Origin of the sequence: Flavobacterium sp. ACN6, assembly GCF_002304005.1 — a bacterium.
GTDB lineage: Bacteria > Bacteroidota > Bacteroidia > Flavobacteriales > Flavobacteriaceae > Flavobacterium.
This window is the reverse complement of sequence record NZ_MRCQ01000007.1, coordinates 12,579-28,112: the sequence shown is the minus strand read 5'-3', so window position 1 is coordinate 28,112 and position 15,534 is coordinate 12,579. Positions and strand designations below refer to the sequence as shown.

The 15,534-nt window shown below is 33.7% G+C and carries 11 protein-coding genes; all 11 read right to left on the bottom strand.

Annotated features, from left to right (window positions below; all coding sequences use genetic code 11):
- Complete coding sequence (locus BSF42_RS12080; RefSeq protein ID WP_095953357.1) at positions 1-687, bottom strand: SCO family protein; 687 nt, start codon at positions 685-687, stop codon at positions 1-3.
- 12 nt (positions 688-699) lie between these two features.
- Positions 700-1,341 (bottom strand): hypothetical protein, encoded by a 642-nt coding sequence (locus BSF42_RS12075; protein ID WP_095953356.1) that lies wholly within the window; start codon positions 1,339-1,341, stop codon positions 700-702.
- Between the two features lie 78 nt (positions 1,342-1,419).
- Positions 1,420-1,770, bottom strand: coding sequence for a cytochrome C oxidase subunit IV family protein (locus BSF42_RS12070; RefSeq protein WP_095953355.1), 351 nt, complete (start codon positions 1,768-1,770; stop codon positions 1,420-1,422).
- Positions 1,771-1,789: 19 nt separating this feature from the next.
- Positions 1,790-2,776, bottom strand: a complete 987-nt coding sequence (locus BSF42_RS12065; protein WP_095953354.1) for a cytochrome c oxidase subunit 3 — start codon at positions 2,774-2,776, stop codon at positions 1,790-1,792.
- Between the two features lie 42 nt (positions 2,777-2,818).
- The gene (locus BSF42_RS12060) at positions 2,819-3,406 is read right to left on the bottom strand and encodes a cytochrome c oxidase subunit 3 (protein WP_095953353.1); all 588 of its coding nucleotides are present in this window, start codon (positions 3,404-3,406) and stop codon (positions 2,819-2,821) included.
- A gap of 2 nt (positions 3,407-3,408) precedes the next feature.
- A complete protein-coding gene (gene cyoE / locus BSF42_RS12055) occupies positions 3,409-4,311 on the bottom strand; it encodes a heme o synthase (RefSeq protein ID WP_095953352.1) in 903 nt (300 codons plus the stop codon).
- A gap of 156 nt (positions 4,312-4,467) precedes the next feature.
- Complete coding sequence (locus BSF42_RS12050; protein ID WP_095953351.1) at positions 4,468-6,591, bottom strand: energy transducer TonB; 2,124 nt, start codon at positions 6,589-6,591, stop codon at positions 4,468-4,470.
- A 19-nt stretch (positions 6,592-6,610) separates the two neighbouring features.
- The gene (gene deoC / locus BSF42_RS12045; protein WP_095953350.1) at positions 6,611-7,354 is read right to left on the bottom strand and encodes a deoxyribose-phosphate aldolase; all 744 of its coding nucleotides are present in this window, start codon (positions 7,352-7,354) and stop codon (positions 6,611-6,613) included.
- A 115-nt stretch (positions 7,355-7,469) separates the two neighbouring features.
- Positions 7,470-7,853: a VanZ family protein gene (locus BSF42_RS12040; RefSeq protein ID WP_095953349.1), complete on the bottom strand. Its 384-nt coding sequence runs from the start codon at positions 7,851-7,853 to the stop codon at positions 7,470-7,472.
- On the bottom strand, positions 7,846-8,226 hold the full coding sequence (gene gcvH, locus BSF42_RS12035) for a glycine cleavage system protein GcvH (RefSeq protein ID WP_095953348.1): 381 nt from the start codon (positions 8,224-8,226) through the stop codon (positions 7,846-7,848). Before gcvH ends, BSF42_RS12040 begins: the two co-directional genes overlap by 8 nt.
- An 85-nt stretch (positions 8,227-8,311) precedes the next feature.
- Complete coding sequence (gene sprA, locus BSF42_RS12030; RefSeq protein WP_095953347.1) at positions 8,312-15,526, bottom strand: cell surface protein SprA; 7,215 nt, start codon at positions 15,524-15,526, stop codon at positions 8,312-8,314.
- Positions 15,527-15,534: the final 8 nt, after the last annotated feature.

Below are 15,534 nucleotides of genomic sequence, written 5' to 3'. Positions count from 1 at the left end.
TTATTCTTCTAATAAAATTTTAATATCTTGTTGAATATCACGAACTCCTTTTTTGTCTAAACCATCATAGTAAATAGTTGGATTCCCGTATTCATCTTTTCTGCAGCGAATATTACCATCCTTATCGATTAAAGCAAATAAACCAGAATGCTCAAATCCACCGCTTACTTTGTCATTTTCACCAGCGTAAAGATTAAAACCTTTGTTCGACAAATCCATTATTACGCTTTTATCCCCAGTCAGGAAATTCCAGTTGGAAGATTTTACACCAAGCAGCTTCGCGTGATCTTTTAAAACCTGAGGCGTATCGTGTTTTGGATCAATTGTTATAGAAACAATTCCAAAATTTGGATTTCCAAAAAAAGTCTTTTCAATCTCCAGCATACTCATATTCATCTTTGGACAAATAGACGGGCAAGTTGTAAAAAAGAATTCCAAAACATACACTTTTCCTTTATACGTTTCGTTTGAAATCTTCACATTATCCTGATTTGTCAATTCAAATTTTGGAGCAGGTCCAATTGTCAAAAGCTTTGCTTCCTTCGAAGATTTTGCATCAACATTATCTAAACGGTTTCCTTTTACAATTTCACCATTTTTAACTCGATCAACAATTTTAGGAATAGCATAAATTCCAAAAATCAAAATGATAAAGGAGATTCCAATATATGATTTATTCTTGAACATTATAAATAATTTTTAAAGTTGCTTTGTAGCGTTATGATTCTTCTTTAAAGCGGCGCGGTATTCGTATAAAATGATTTTGAAATCATCAAGCATTTCATTACTCAATTCTGATGGATGAAAAGTATTATATCCTTCCTTATACTCCTTGCTATCTTTTCTTCCTCTTAAACTGCGATCTTTATCGATAATATAGACATTCGAAGTCCCAAGGTTTTGATTAAGTTTTTCTTTTAAGTGAAGCTGGTCATAAAATTTTTGGATTTCTTCATTTGAAGCAAATACAAAATTCCAATTTTTAACATCTGTAAAAGGAGATAAAGCATCTACAATTTTCTGAGCTTCTTTTTCTGTTCCAAGCGGACAAAGGACAACAAACTGAAGATCTTCGAAACCATTATAACGTTTGTAGATCTTTTCATTTAAATTAAAATAATTCCCTCTATTTTCTAAAATATTCGAACCTGAAAAACCAAGTACAGTAATCTTTTTATCTAGAGAAACTTTTTTTCCGTTTAGGGATTTCCAATTTCCAAAATCAGCAACTTTTGGTGTTAGTACAGGAAGAGTTGTAAAACTATTTACACCAGAAGCAAAAAATAAATAAGCTACAATTGGCAGAACAAAAAGTACAAAGAGAACTATATTTTTTTTCATTGTATTAATGGAAATTATTGAGGTACAAAAATAAAAAAATCCCGATGTTATCGGGACTCTTTTCGAATTAATATCATGTTAAAAATTCCATTTAATAGTAGAATCTTTAAAAACCCCATAAATATAATGTCCTTCTGTCAATAGAATAAACAATAAATATAAAACAAGGAAGACAACTGATGATACTACAGACCATCTAAGGCCGCTTTTTTCACCTTCCATGTGCATAAATGCCCATACAATATAATATGCTTTGAAAATTGTAAGGATATAGAAAATCCAGTTTAACAAATTCAAACCGATAAAATGAGTAAATTCTAATGATGCAGGTTTGTAGATACCTAAAATAACTTCTACTGTAGTTACTAATGAAAGTAATCCAAAAACAAACCAGATTCTTTTTGTATTTGATACGTGCTCGTGTGACATAATAATTAAATTCTAAAAATTAAACTAGGTAGAAAACTGTAAATACAAATACCCAAACTAAATCTACGAAGTGCCAGTATAAACCAACTTTTTCTACCATTTCGTAGCTTCTTCTCTTCTCATAAGTACCTAATAATACATTAAAGAAAATAATGATATTGATGATAACTCCAGACAATACGTGGAATCCGTGGAAACCTGTAATGAAGAAGAAGAAATCAGCAAATAATTTATTACCGTATTCGTTTCTAATCAAACTAGCACCTTCTACTACATATTTAGCAGTTGCTAAATGAGCTTCAGATTCTTCTCTTGATAAAACTGTTTTTTTCTTTTTCTCCGTAAGTTTTTCTGTTCTAATTAAGATTTCTGGATGTGCTTTAAATCCTGCTTGAACTTCAGCAACCGTGTAAGTCGGAAGAGATTGAGCATCTTCTACAAACCAAGTTGAATGACTTCTTGTTAAAGCTTCTCTTTGTTCTGGTAATTTCACAGCAAAATCAGCTAAAGCTACTCTTTTACCATCTTTATCAACAAATTGCAATAAGCTTCCTCCTACAGTTTCAACTGCACCGTACTCACCTTTAATGAAGTTTTTCCATTCCCAAGCTTGAGAACCAACGAAAATAATACCTCCAATAATTGTTAAGAACATATAGATTGCAACTTTAGTCTTTTTCAATTGGTGACCTGCATCAACAGCCAAAACCATTGTTACAGATGAAAAGATCAAAATAAAGGTCATTAAAGCTACATAATACATTGGAGCCGCAACACCATGCATAAATGGAAAGTGAGTAAACACTTCATCAGCCAAAGGCCAAGTTTCAATAAATTTAAATCTAGAAAAACCGTAAGCTCCTAGAAATCCAGAGAATGTTAAGGCATCTGATACGATAAAAAACCACATCATCATTTTACCATAACTTGATCCTAGTGGCTGGATCTCATGACCGCCTCCCCAAGTTTTTTCGTCGTTGTTTGCAGTAGTAACTGTCGCTCCCATAAAAGATATTCGTTAAAAAGTTCCCAAATTTACGTTTTTTTCTTATTTAAAGAAAAATAAAAATAAAAATAAATATACCCATAATAAATCTAAAAAATGCCAATACATCGCACCTAGTTCTATACCAAGAGTTTGAGTCGAATTGTATTTTTGTTTAAAATGATTATAAATTATAATTAAAAGTGAAATTAACCCACCAGCAAGGTGCAGCAAGTGTGTAACCGTTACTACATATAAGAAAGTTGTAGTAATTGAACTACCTTCTCCTGTAAAATAATATCCTTGTTCAACGATTTGACCAAATCCTTGAAATTGTAGCACTACAAATAAAATACCTAATGCTAAAGTTCCCAAAAGCAATCCTGTTACTGCGCTTCTATTATCTTTTTGAATGGCTTTTTTTGCCAGATAAAAAGTAACACTGCATCCAATAATAACAGCTGTACTCCAGTAAAAAGCAGAAGGAAGTTCGAAATTCTTCAACCAGTCTGCTCTAGATTTACTTACTACAAATGCACTTGTTAACCCTGCAAACATCATGGTCATACTAACCATTGCAAAAAGCAGAATCAGTTTTGCTGATTTTGATTTTCTTGCCTGTTCTTCATTTATTGTCATTGTCATTTCCATAACTATCTTAAAAATTTATCTACTATAAATACAATTTGTAAAAGCGAAATATACGAAACACTTACCAGCATTAAAGTCCTTGCTGCTTTTGCTGTTCTTAATTTATACAAACGAACTGCGTAAAAAAGCATCCAAATCCCTAAAAGAAACACTAAAATTGCTGCAATTGGAGAAATAAACAGTTGTCCTGTAAAACCTAAAACCGGTAACAACGATGCTATTATAAGCCAAATTGTATATAAAATTATCTGCAATGCAGTTCCTTTATCTTTTTTGCCTGTCGGAAGCATAAATATACCTGCTTTTTCATAATCTTCATACAAAAACCATCCAATTGACCAAAAATGCGGAAACTGCCAGAAAAACTGAATTAAAAATAAAGTTCCTGCTTCGATACCAAAATCTCCTGTTGCTGCCACCCAGCCAAGCATAAACGGAATTGCACCAGGAAATGCTCCAACAAAAACAGACAATGAAGTAACGGTTTTTAGTGGCGTGTAAACACTTGTATACAAAAATATAGAGATAGCAGCAAACATTGCTGACTTAGCATTTATAGTATACAAAAGTGCAATACCAATAATCGTAAGCAGACTTGCTACGAACAAAGCCATTTTCGGAGACATACGGCCTGAAGGAACTGGACGATTTTTAGTTCGATCCATCAGCGAATCAATATCTTTTTCAATCACTTGGTTAAAAGCGTTTGAAGCTCCAACCATGCAATAACCTCCAACTGCCAAAACAGCCAAAACACTCCACTTAAAAGGATGTTCAGAATCAACTCCTAATAAATATCCTGCAATAGAAGAAAACAAAACACTAATAGCCAATCCGGCTTTAGTAATCTCTTTAAAGTCTAGAAATATTGATTTGATTGATAATGTATTTTTTGCAGCGTTCAATACCGTTGTTGTTTGTGTATTTTTTTGAGTGGTGCAAATGTACAAATTAGATTGTAGAATTTAGACCTATAAAAATAGATTTTTTTCAATAAAACCTGTACAAATTAAGAACTCGCTATACTTTAACACTATTATTTCGAAAAATCTTATTAAAAACTAGTAATCAAAATACCAATTAAAGATATCAGAGCGTAAACCAATGCTAAACCAAGTGGTACTTTGCTTAAAAGTTGTCGCAGTTTCCTGAGTTGGATCAAAATTTCGATAAATTAAACTTCCAAATAATTTTAAATTCGTCATTGGGTTAATCAAATAACCAGCTTGAATATCTGCAATAAAAATACTTGTTTTATTTCCCTGCCCTACTTTTACACCTGTATCGTACGGGCGGTTTTCATCATAACTTTTATAAATATTTCCTCCGTAATTATACGAATCTTCAGCTGTATCAAAATCTAAACCTCTTGTTCCCATGGTAAATTTCGCATCTCCATACAAACGACCTTTGTGATAACGACCAATCACGAGTAATTCTTTAAAGTTTCCTCCCCATTGATGTCCAACACTTTGATTGTTATGCCCATAATTAGTTATTACCACACTGTGCGAATAAACATAAGGACGAACATGATTGAACTCTACCTGAAACAACAAATCTTTTACATTAAATGCATTGAAGTACTTTGCTCCAATTTGAAAACCAAATTTATTTTTCCAGCTTTGATTTCCTGCTCCTACATCTGAAACCGAAAATTCATCAATTAAAAATTGAGAATATAAATTAATGCTGTTATTCCATTTGTATTTACCTGTTAATCCCAAAAGTGCATTTCCACTCTTAGACGACGAACCAAATTCTACCGCACGGTAAAAAATAATTGGATTTACAAAGTTTATATCAAAACCTCTATTATTTGAATCCGTCCAAACTACAGATTCAAAGAAACCTAAATTTAATCTATTTGAAACATTCCAGCTCAAATAGTGATTTGCCATAAATTTCGTAGCATAGGTTCTTTCTTCCGTTACTTCTGGGCGAACATCTTTCATCCACATATACGTATTAGTATATTTTATTTTCCAGAAGTTGGTGTTAATTTTAAAATAAGGATACGGACTTGCTCCATCACCTTCTAAAAGTGAGCGATACCCATCTCCAATAAAATTACGGCCATATCCTAACTGCAGATCAAAAATTTTACTTGGTGCAAACGTAATATTAGCGTCGGCTAAAGGAAAATCATAGGCATCTGTTTTAAAACGTTTCGCAATTCCAACACCCGGAATTATCGCCGGATTTCCTCCAGATGGCTTGATTGATTCCGCATAATTATTAAAATAACCCGCAAATCTTCCCTGACTTTCAAAAAATGTGGTTGTAAAATTGATCTGTTTTCCTAAACCTCCTCTAAAATTCAGTGCCCTTGTATTCACATAAGTATAAGATGCATCGCTGTCTGAAGCTTTACCCATTTGTAAATCAACAATTGGGTTTAAAGAAAACCAGTAATCCTCTCCTTGAATCTGCACCATGTTTTCATTCCACCACTTTCTCCCTAACCAGCTTGAAACATTTTTTTGTAATGACTGATTTACTGCCTTTAAGTTATAATATTTTGAAACCTCCGTATAAGTATAGGGTTTAGAAGCCGTGTGATTATTACTTCCTACCTGATTCATTGCTCCATCAAACTGAGCGTAATAACTATGAGAAAATGGAATATTTAAATGACTTTCAAATTCTGGATTGTTGTATTTTTTATATACAATACTATCCAGCTCTGTCATTGGTTTTTCGATTGGTTTTAAAATTTCTGACGCTGCTAAAGCTTCTGCTGCCAATTGTTCTGAGCTTTTCAAAGGCACATCTATAGCAATAGTATATTTAGAATAAGTTGCTTTTCCGTTATAAGTTGAAGGTTTTATTTTTGGAAATTTTCCAAATACACGTTTTGCCTCATTAGATAATTCTTCATTTCCTGCTGAAACATAAATTACTTTAAACTCTCCTTCGGCATTAACTTCAAAAAGCACTTTTACTGCTCCTTTATAATTGTTTTGTTTTAAATTTTCTGGAACTTGAAAATTACCAAACACAAAGTCCTGAACTTCTTTGTAAAAACAATTTTCTAATTTTTTACCTTCTAAATTTTCACAGTTTGGAAAAATGGGAAACATTTCTGCAGTAAAACCAGGCTGAATCGAAGAACCGCCATTTTGCTGTGAAGTAACAATGAAAAATGAAAAAATAAAAACAAGGGCTAAAAAAAACTTATTCACTTAAAATATAGGTATTTATTTAATATTGATTTGGGGAATCTTCTCCGTTTGCAATTGCTTTTGCTGCCGAAGTACCGATACGTTTAACTCCTAAAAGAATCATTTCTACTGCTTCTTCAAATGAACGAACTCCACCGGCTGCTTTTATGGATAATGGCGAAGCATTTTCAAGCATGATAATTATTGTTGGAATAGTTGCTCCCTTGGGCTGTCCCTCTTCGGTTTTATAAAAACCCGTTGAAGATTTTACAAAGACAGATGAAAATTCTTCTTCTTGAAAATTTGACACTACAACATTTTTTATTAGTGCAGACAACTGAATAATTTCTTTATCTGTCAGTGCAGCAACTTCTATAATCCACTTTACTGTTTTATTATTGGCTAAACCAATTTGTGTTCCAAACAAAATTTCCTGTTTGACTAAATCTATTTCGCCGTTTTTGAAAGCTTCATAATTACAAACAAAATCTAAATCGTCTGCGCCGTTTGCGATTGCTTCGTTTGCTTCCTTGATTTTGGTTTCAAGACTAGACTTGCCTTCTGGAAAATCAATTACGGTTCCAACCAGTAAAACAGAATTGGCTTCTGTAATCATTTCTTTCGCCAGAGCAACATATTCCGGCCGAATCATAATTAACTTAAATCCTTCCTGAATTGCTTCTGTAATTGCATTTTTAACCACAATAGTATTTTCTGCTTCAGAAAGACCAGCTTGCGAGGCAGTTTTTAAATAAGTGGAATCTAAATATTGCTTTACATTCATAATGATAGAAGTTGCAGAAAACCAGCACAAAAGTACATTTTATATTGATAAAAAACAGCGTTTTTAAAGCTTTGATTTTCTTGTACAAAAAAACCCACCGAAGTGGGTTTCTAATTTATATTTTATCGATCTGCTTTTTGAAGGCTATGGCAGAAAAAACTGCCGTAAAGGCTCCAAGAGCATTTGCCAAAATATCCGAAACATCTGCGGCTCTTGTAGCTGTCAGAGCGTTTTGCAAAATTTCGATTGTAATTCCAAAAAAAACAGAAAAAATAAACGAAATTAAATAAGCTTTATAGTCATCTGCTTCTTTTCCTTTTAGCTCTTTTTTGAAAAACAAGATCCATGAAATTGTAAATCCAAAATGAAAACAGAAATGTACAATTTTATCAATACTCGGAAAATTAACTGCCGGCACGTTACTTGAGTCTGTCAAACAAAAATAAGTAATGATCCCTGAGCATATAATCGCCCAAACTAATAATAATTGTTTAGGCACCGATTAAATTTTTATAAGCTTCGTCAGATAATAAAGAATCAATTTCTGCTGCATCAGCAATTTTAATTTTAATCATCCATCCTGCTCCGTATGGATCAGAATTTACAGTTTCTGGAGCACTTTCTAAATCTTCATTAAAAGCAATGATTTCACCTGTTAATGGCAAGAATAAATCTGAAACTGTTTTTACAGCCTCAACAGTTCCAAAAACTTCATCTTTTGAAAGTGTCTGATCTAAAGTTTCTACCTCAACATACACGATATCTCCTAACTCTTTTTGTGCAAAATGAGTAATTCCTACAGTCGCAACATCTCCTTCGATGCTAACCCATTCGTGATCTTTTGTGTACTTTAAATTTGCTGGTATGCTCATAATAGTATGTTTGAAAATTGATAATTTAAAATTTAAGCCACAAATGTAATAATCTTCTAATGAAATCTAGTTTAGAAACCAAAAATTAATTTCCAAAATTATAACGAAGTGTGAAACCTGATCTGATGTTCGTTAAAGGAAATGAAGTTGAAATAACTGCTTTCGAGAACGAATGATCATAATAAAATATTGCTGTCAAGTTTTTACTGAAAGCATAATCAGCAGTTAACTTTAAAGTCCAAATATTTTGTCCTGCTGCCAATTGATTGTTATCGTAATCTAAATATCTAACCAGAGTTTCATTATTTCTAAATGAAAAATCTGCTTTTATATTGATATCACTTTTAATAATTCCCGTCGGATTATCTGCTAATCTTGAAGAGAAAATTACATCTTTAAAACGATATCCTAATCCCACAACGTATTCTACACCTTTAACTTCTGTCAACAAATTATTATCAAAACTCATAGACAGGGCACGATCTTTTTTAATTTCTGTTAATAAACGAAGTGAACTCTTCAATTCGAAATCAACACGAATAAGCGGACTAAACTGCTCTACTAAGTTGACGTTTGACATAATTGTTTTATTGTAGAAGTTCGTATTTACATCCTGTCCGTTTGGTGTTTCTAAATAATCAAAATTTGATCTAAACTGACTAATGGTATACGAAGCTCTATAATTGTGCTGTAAAGAGAAACGTTTGAAATGATCTTTAAAATATTTGTAACGCATCAAACCATTATATTTTACAGTCCAGTTTGGAATAGGAAAACTTCTAAATATATCTGTCGAACTGCTTGAAGCGTTTGCTCCTGTATAAGCAGCCATGAAAGATGGCAGTAAAACCGCCTGATTACTTTTTGAAAAACCAATCGGGTAGCCTTCGTTTGCCACAAAAATTTTATAATTCGGATCTGTTTCAGCAGGAATAGGATTGTTTGCATCTCCATATCTTGGAATTGCTGCCCCCGCCCCATAACGCTCTTCGGCCAAACGGTTCGCAATAACCAAACGATTACTTCTAAAATCATCAAACGCAGCCGATTCTGTTTCTGTACTCGTAGAAAAAGATGTTTTTATCAAAACTGTGGAAATAGAAAACATTCCGTAAGTGTATGGTGATAAAGGCATATATTGATTTGTAGCAGGATCTACACTATATTGTTCTGATGAATTTTCAGAGTAAGCGCGATCCATATTTAAATCAATTTTTAGATCAGGAAACAAATCTACATTGGCAGTAACTTTCAAAAGTTTATTACTTACCTGCGTAAAATTTTGATTAAAATCCTGATAATTGGTCAGCCAGCCATTTTTAGCAGCTTCATATCGTACATCATCCTGACTACCAAACACAAATCCTAAAGAAGGTTTTGATGTACCAAAGAAACCAACTCCTGGAATGTATCCCGGAAGAACAGTTCCGCTGTTTTTAGTATAATTAATCTGAATGTTTTTAACACTTGTCAAAACGCCGATTAAACCATCATAAAAAGGACTACTGCTTACAGTTGGTTTAGCCGTATTAACAATCTTTTCTCCTGGTTTTGGCGGTGCCATTGGTTTTGTTTTCGCTGCTTTTTTTGCACCTGGAGTTAATCCTAAATACTTATACAACATGTTCATATTTAATGTTGTCGTTAAAGTATTTGAATTCGCATTCTGAATTGTATTTCCTAAATCCCATGAATCCCCATTTGCATCTTCATATTGAGAAAAAGCCGTCGAAGATCTCTGCCAATTATAATCGGCTGTATAAGAATAACTCGCTTTTACAAAACTAAAAATTGGAATTTTATTAATTGGAATGTCATAGTTTAAAACCAATTGCTGTAAGTGCTGGTTTGGTGTACCAATATCAAAATAATCGTCCCAGATGTTAAAATCTTCTTTTGGTGAATTATCATCATTTAAAAAGTTTCTCACGATATTATTAGACGATGCCGTATAATTTAACTTTAATGATTTGGTCAAATTAAATCCGAAACCATATTGGTAGTTAAATGCAAAGTTTCTTCTATAAAGTGGATCAAGACCAATACTGCCTTCCTCCAAATCAACTTGTCTAAACTGCTGGCGATTGCTTTGTCTTATTATATTGGTATTGAAAGAAACATTCGAAGGAAGATAATTAATATTAAAATCGCTTAAAAGTTTCCAATATTCACTGGTTTTCATGAATTTAGTCTTCTTGAAAGGAACTACTTCTTTTGGCTGAAACGTGTAAGCATAATTTATCGCCGTATTAGATTGTTCGTCCTCATAATTTTCCACTTCATAATCATGTCTTTCTACTTGATTATACGATTGAGAAAATGTAAAGTTTTCTACATCATAAACATGAGGCTTCTGTTCTGGTGCTCTGTCTTTTCTTACCCCAATAAAGTTGATACTTTTACGTTTAGTATAATCTACTGCACGCGTTCTGATATTTTCTTTTTCTGCTGGATCTGTAGTCTCTCTAATTAATTGATCTAATTTAATATCCTGATTAAACGGATCATATTCTGGAGTAATAACTTCTTCTCCAATCGCATAGTTGAATGGCAGGTTGATACCCCACTTCTGAGGAAGTAATTTTCCTAAGTTTAAATTGGTTACAATATTATACTGCTGAATATCTTCACGATCTCTTTCATTAGCTCCCTGTTCTAGAGAACCGAAACCAATTGTACTCTTTTTACCCGAAGCTGATAAAGTTGCAAAGTCAGCCATATTGGTATCAACATTCAACAATGCCGCCATACCCCCTTTGTTTTCCAAATCAGACATACGAAGCTCGTTAAACCAAACTTCTCCTTTAATATCTTTATGATCTGCTGCACTTTTTACACCGACCATTAAATTTCGAACTAAACCAAAATTCGGATTTCCTTTAATACCTAATGTCAATTTACCATCTTGGTCACCTCCTTCAACAGACGGATCCCTATCGGGATAATAAATACCATTTACATCTCTTCTAGCATCGTTAGGATCAATCTTCATGGCTAATATTTTCATTCTTGTCAACAATGACAGAGCCACATCAATATTATTTTCGTCCATCCAAACCTGATCTGGACTTATCGAACACGATCCTCCCGAACTTGTTACCTTTAATGGAATTTCGATCTGATAAAAGTTCTGTGTAAAATCGTTACCAAAACGAATAAATCCTATCATTTCATCATCTTCCAGCGGACTTTCATTTGGAAGTGATTCTGCGTGAAGAAACATTTTCAACTTTTTGTATTGACGCATATCAACACTTACATTTTTGAAAACTGCTCTTGAATCTTGATATTCTAATCCTGAACCTCCAATTCGCAATGCTAGAGACTGCTCATTTTGGTTAATAATTGTATTGTTATTATACAATTGCTCTCTTTGAACTCCTGGAGGAATAACATAATTTACAGGACACTTCGTACTGTTTTCTTGAATATTAACTGCTGCAACATCAAATTCAGTTCCGTCGTTTTCTGGATTTGTATCATTAGCGTCAAGCGTTCCTGTATATCTTCTCCACTCTCCTCTAACTAAATCTAACGCTCCGAAACGAACAGTCATTTGATCATTAAATCCAGTCATAAACATACGCATGAAACGAATTGATCTAAAGTCTGTAATATTTCCAATTGTATTTTGAGGCTGCGAAACTGGAATTTTAAATTGTATCCATCTCGCATTAGTTGTAGATCCGTTTGGAAGTTCTACATTACTAACTTCTCTAACATCTGTGATGTAATTTTCACCAACCTGCATTCCTGGTCTTAAATCAATACTGTATTCATAATACGCATTGATTGTACTCATGGTATTGTCACGGTTAATATCTTCAACGTCTGGAAGTGTTGTAGAACCACGATTTGGATCATCTACACTTACTGCGGAGTTCCCGTCAGTTCCATTATATTTTTTATAGCGGTCTAAAACACCTCCATCTGTATTTAAATAATACGTATAATCATCTGCTGCAGGATCACTTTCACCTGCGTAATTTGTATAAACGGAACCTTCGCTAGAATTTGGAAGTCCATCTAAACCGACATCTTGGTTTCTACGGTTTTCAGGATTGGTATCAAATGCATAAATTAATGATTGAGACGCCGGAACATCTCCCCAAATTGGCTGCGGATTTACCTTAACCTGATCTGGGCCTAATCCGTTTTCATATTGTTTTCTTCCGTCTTTTAAAACATCTTCAGAAACTTCACCTAAATTGAAATAAATTTTACCGGTATTATTTGGCTGCGATTCTCCTGTTCCAACATAAGGATCAAGTACCCAGAATTGGATATATTCGACATTTCCCTGCTCAAAATTGGTAGAGTTAAGCGCGCGCATAATTCCTCCAAAGTTGGTTGTAGGACTACTTGTTCCAAAATTAGGATTGTTATTGTAAGGCCCTCTATCTGATGGATAATAGGTTAAATCCAATGTATTAACAACTTGAATTTGTCCCTGCGCAATATCGGTATTGGGATAAAGTTCTCTACTGTAAATTCTTCTGGTAGAATTAAAAGACAAATCGTTATTTGAAATCCCAGAAGGTTTCGATGCATAAAAAACTGGATCGATAGTGTACCAAGCTAATTTTGCACGTTTATAACCATATTCTAAAGTATTTGAATTGGCGTTAAAAGTATTGTCGTTTATTGAGTTCACAAATGGTGTTGAAGCTAAGCTCCATGCATAAGCAGATCTCATGTCTATTGTTGTCTGAGAACCTTCAAAGTCATCGATATAAATTGTAGCTTCTCCTTCAAAATCACTTGCTTTTGGGGCATCTGGTTTTAAAAACGCCACTTCACCACGAATCGAAAGATTAGAAGGAACATCTGTATCAATATTTGGAAGCTTATTCGCTAATCTTGTTAAAAAAGGAACTTCTGTTGAATAATTTCCGTTAAAACCAAAAATAGTATTATTTACAGATTCCTGTCCATAACTTGATTTTTGAGTAAAAGGACGTTCTGTCATCTTTAACAACGTCGCTCCTAAAACAAAGTTTTCAGACATTTTACGTTCGATATTAACTCCCATAAATCTTCTGGTCTGCTGTCCAAAAATGGAATTGTTTTCTAGAGAAACTTCAATTGGCGTATTAGAAGCCTGAAGCGAAGGATCGAGAATCTGCACTCTTCCTAATTGATAATCTACACTATAATCAATACCTTCAATTAAAACTCTTCCGGCCGCAGTTACAACAACAGAACCTTGAGGAACATTAAAGGCTCCAATAGGAATACCGTTGCTTCCTGAAGATTTGTATTTTCCTCTTAATAAGAATTTATTTTTGTCACTATCCTGCAGTGCACCAGCTTGTGTGCTTCGATACATATTTCTAAATACATATTTTCGCTGGTTATCATTATAGGTCGTTGGATCATTATAATTTTCACCCGCAGTTCCTGTATTTAATTTTCTAAACAAAAGTTCCCCAAAAGGCTCTTTGGTTGTAAAAATAATTCGGGCATTTTGCACATCGACTGTTACCCCTGGAACATAATCAAAAAAACCATCTCCTCCACTTTGTGGATCGTTATTGTAATTTAAGCGGTCCAGATTAAAGACATTTAATAACGGAGTTTTCTCAACCCTATCGTCTGGCGAAGGATTTGCTGGAAAAGTTGTTCCTGGTACAGGATCGATATAATTTATAGGCGAAGGATCTGTGTAAAGAATATTCAGCCTGAAATCTTCCTGCTTGATTTGATATGCTTGTGGAATTTGATACACGTTTTTCATCATCAAGTTCCAAACTGGATTGTTAACGTTTGTCAAACTGCTTTTCAGCATTTTCAAAACCAAACTCTGCGTAACAATAGCTTGATTGGTGTTATTTGTTCCGGTAACAACAGTTGCATCTACACCATCACTTCCAAACTCTCCGACTTGATAAACTTTACCTCCTACTGTATATTCAAAAGCAACGGCTAAAATTTCGTCATTTGCCAGACGCTGCTGTAACGAAATATATCCTAACTGCGAATTGAAAGTATATTCGTTTGTAGTTAATTTTCTAGCGTTTTCTAAAACAGAATAATCGGTGGCCTCACTTATATTTGCATTATTAAATCCAGAACCTGCAGTAACTATTTCTCTAATATTAGAATTTAAATAACTTCCCGCTCTACCTATTGCAGCTGGATCGTATTTGTTGTTTGTGTTATCTGTTGGAGAATCTATCGGATTATTAAAAAATCCTGCTGAATTGGTAATCACGACAACCTCACTATCTGGCACGCCGCTAACCTGACCTTCACCTAAATCCTGAAGTGCAATAATATTTCTTAAGTTGTTATTATTTGTAGTTACTCTATTTTGTTTATTGGTAACCCATACTTCTAATCTTGTAATTTGAACACGGCTGTCAATAAAGGGATAATTTCTTAGAGACGAATCATATTTATTTCTGAAGTATTGAGACAAGAAGAAATGTCGGTCATTATCATAGTCCAAAGCAAACAAATCAAAGTTCTGAACTGTCCCTCCACCTTCTGCGACTATACTTTTGGTCTGAGACTTCTGCTCTGAGAATACTCCGGTAATAGTTGTTTTACCAAATTGCAATTGTGTCTTAACACCAAATAAACTTTGAGCTCCTCGAATTAAGGTACTGTTTAATGGCATACTAACATTACCAACTTCTACTTTTTGAACAATATCATCTTCAGTTGGTGTGTAGGCTAATTTAAAGAGATTCTGAAAAGCAAATGTTGACTGTGTATCGTAATTTGCATTTACTTCCAAACGAGTTCCTATTTTCCCCATTAAACTCATACTGATCCTTTGATCAAAATCAAAAGTCAGGCTGGATCTGTTTCTAGGCGAAAATGAAGGATTGTCTTGCTTGGTGTAACGTAAACCTAGATCCATTTCAACTGATCCTGTGGGCTTTACATCAATAGTATTACTTCCAAAAATGCTTTCAAATAAGCTGGAATTGATATAATATCTTGGAAGCAAATCTTTTTTCGCCGCTTCACTTCCTGCTTTTTTACCATCAATGGCATCAGATTTTTTCCTAAAATAATCTCTTCTGGATTCTTTTAAGACTAAATCTTCGTATTCTTTTGGAGTTAATATTAAAGGGTAATTGATTGAGAAACCGTCGACCGAATTGGTAAAAATATAACGATCTGTAATAGGATCATATCTGTAAGCTGAAAGAACACTCGGAGGATCTTCGAGTTCAATTTTACCAACTGAAAACTGAGTTTTAGTTGTATCTTGAGTTGCCGGGGTTACCTGCGCACGCAAAACATTACCGCAGAGCAAGACCAGCAACAAAATACAAATTTTACGCATAGAATTCT